Source organism: Nostoc sp. (assembly GCF_054880495.1).
Map to the genome: position 1 here is coordinate 1 of NZ_JBTYKD010000349.1, position 2,634 is coordinate 2,634.

Sequence of the window (2,634 nt, forward strand, 5' to 3'; positions counted from 1 at the left end):
TTATATGATTCAAGTTCTCAGTTCTTGTTTTCTTGACCCTACATTAGATTCTTCTGAATCCTTGTGTCAAGCCTAATTGAGATGCTCTTACCCTGATCATTATAATCAGTTAATATCCTTGCTTTCTTTCCCAATCTTGCTTTTTATTTCAGTAGGTGTTTCTGCCAGATATATTATATAGTCTAGCAAGTTGATAAATAAAAGATTTAACCAGTACCCATTGACAGTACTCCGATTATATGTGTTATATTTATCGTCAACGTAGCAAAGGAGTCATCATCTAAAAGTGTCTAACTGAGGTTAGTGGTTTCATACAGATCAGCTTTGAACCATTGGAAAAGCGTAAAAATATTTAATTTATGCTCTGCTGATGGCTACTTGTTTTTACGAATGCAACCCCTGTATACACTCGTCTTTGCACTTACAAAGAGTGAATTAATTTGAATTGGTTATATAGCTATTCGGGCAATAATTTTGCTCAGTGTAAGTAAATATAGTACTAAAGCAATTTATTAATGCTAGATACGTGATTTACTAACCCTGCGGAGTAAACACAACGCCAAAATTTAAGAACAAATGAGCAGAATGAATTCTGAACGAAAACGCCGCAAGAAACAACAAATTAAAGACAGAAACGGAAATTGCTATCATTGGTGTAATAAACATCTCTGGCATTTGCAAATAACTTTAGATCACTTAATGCCTATCAGTTACGGCGGAGGTCACTCGAATGATAACTTAGTTATTTCTTATTTCCGTTGCAACAATTTACGTGGTAATACTCTCGATTATCCTGACTGCTATCAAATAGTTTAGATAACTTTTTGAAACTATATTCATGAAATTGTAGGAATATTTATTGTGAAATGGGCATCTTTGCCTGCCTTTTCACTCAATTAAATTTACAAACAAGTAAAACTTAAAAATGCACGAACTTTTGATTTTCAAAAATGAAAAACTTTTACGACAAGCACTTACCCACCGTTCTTATGTCAACGAACATCCTGGAGAAGGAGAACATAACGAACGCCTAGAGTTTCTTGGTGATGCTATCCTGAATTTCTTAAGCGGTGAATATCTCTATAAAAAGCATGGAGAAAAGGGAGAAGATGAATTAACTCGGCGACGTTCTGCACTGGTAGATGAGAAGCAATTGGCAAAGTTCGCCAAGGAGGTAGATTTAGACTTTAGGATACGGTTAGGAATAGGTGCAATTCGAGATGGAGGATATCAAAATCCTAATTTATTAAGTAGCACCTTTGAAGCTGTTCTTGGTGCTTACTATTTGGATAATGGTTCCAATATTGAAGTAGTTCGCGCAATTGTAGAACCGCTGTTTAATTCTGTACCTGAGAATCTTGTTGTGTCTCGCTCTAATGTAGACTCAAAAAACCGCTTTCAGGAATGGGTGCAATCTCATGTTACCCCAAATCCCCCGATATATGAGACAGAACAAATAGGAGGCCCTTCTCACGCGCCAAAATTCGTAGCTAGAGTATTGGTAGATGGAAAAGAGCATGGAACGGGTACGGGACGTAATAAAAAAGAGGCTGAAAAAGATGCTGCTGAAGATGCACTAACTAAGTTGAAAAAACAAGGTTTGTTATAGAGATGAGTCAAACAGAGAGCAATACTTCGCCTAAAACTAAAGCTAGCCCTTTCTCGACTTCTTCCTCGGCGGCGGCAATGCCCATAACCTTTGAGGTTTTGCAAACAAAAGTCGGTTTAAGGGAATCTTCTGCTGCCTTGGGGGCATTAGTCAGGGCAAATTTCAATAATGATGGCACTGCCCTTTATGAAGCAATGTCTGCGTTGTATATTTCCCAACTAATTAGGGCAACATCTAAATCTGGCACAGCAGTTAATTGTCATTCTTACCTCGATTTTTGCATCCGTCGGTGCAGCGAACATTCCCAATGCTGGACTAGTAACGATGACACTGGTGTTCACTTCTGTAGGCTTACCTACCCAGTACATCGCTTTGCTAGTTACTGTAGACTGGTTTCTGGATCGCTGCCGCACCGCGATTAATGTCATGGGAGATATGACTGTTAGTGCTTTACTTGACGGAAAAAAGCCACGTTCTGTAGACGAGGCTTAATTTACCAGCTTTTCAAATATCTAATGCTGTTGAGGACCTTTGGCGTCACATTCTTTAGTCCAGCAGCGTTCTAAAAGTTGAAGACGCCAGATCAATAGAAAGCGTTGGGGATTCAATACTAATTTAGTATCCCGACTAAATAGGGGCTGGTTCAGATACTGCCAAAAGGGAAATTTAATTTTGGTGTGTTTTGAAGTCATAAGATCAACAAAATAATATAAAAGTTTTATCTAGCAGCTGCCTAATACTGTTTTTCTAGTTAAAGGCTACACTGCGTTTTTGCAATTGTCTTGGTGGCAATTGCGGAATTTTAGCAAGTTAATTTATGTTGTTTCCGCTTTAATACTGAAATTGTAGGCACATTTTTCTGATTCCACATCTCGTGAAAAGTCACACCTACCATTTCACGAAATTTCTGCTACAGATACGTTTGTAAGGGCGTACATCTGTCATTGGTGTCTACTTTTGCCTGGGCGAATGGAATAGAGCCTCCGGCACGCGATGCGAACGCGGCTACACAAACTCTCGTCCGC

3 protein-coding genes and 1 pseudogene are annotated in these 2,634 nt (G+C 38.7%); 3 read left to right on the forward strand and 1 reads right to left on the reverse strand.

Features of this window, described 5'->3' with window-relative positions; translation table 11 throughout:
* Positions 1-585: 585 nt before the first annotated feature.
* The 3 genes and pseudogenes from ACYTXL_RS29780 to ACYTXL_RS29790 all read left to right on the forward strand — a co-directional run.
* Positions 586-816: an HNH endonuclease gene (locus ACYTXL_RS29780; RefSeq protein ID WP_461927787.1), complete on the forward strand. Its 231-nt coding sequence runs from the start codon at positions 586-588 to the stop codon at positions 814-816.
* Positions 817-925: 109 nt separating this feature from the next.
* Positions 926-1,609 (forward strand): ribonuclease III, encoded by a 684-nt coding sequence (gene rnc / locus ACYTXL_RS29785; protein WP_461927788.1) that lies wholly within the window; start codon positions 926-928, stop codon positions 1,607-1,609.
* 50 nt (positions 1,610-1,659) lie between these two features.
* A pseudogene (locus tag ACYTXL_RS29790) lies at positions 1,660-2,101 on the forward strand (dicarboxylate/amino acid:cation symporter); the annotation flags it as partial.
* A gap of 20 nt (positions 2,102-2,121) precedes the next feature.
* Here the strand turns inward: ACYTXL_RS29790 and ACYTXL_RS29795 are convergent.
* The gene (locus tag ACYTXL_RS29795; RefSeq protein ID WP_442937123.1) at positions 2,122-2,301 is read right to left on the reverse strand and encodes a hypothetical protein; all 180 of its coding nucleotides are present in this window, start codon (positions 2,299-2,301) and stop codon (positions 2,122-2,124) included.
* Positions 2,302-2,634 lie beyond the last annotated feature (333 nt).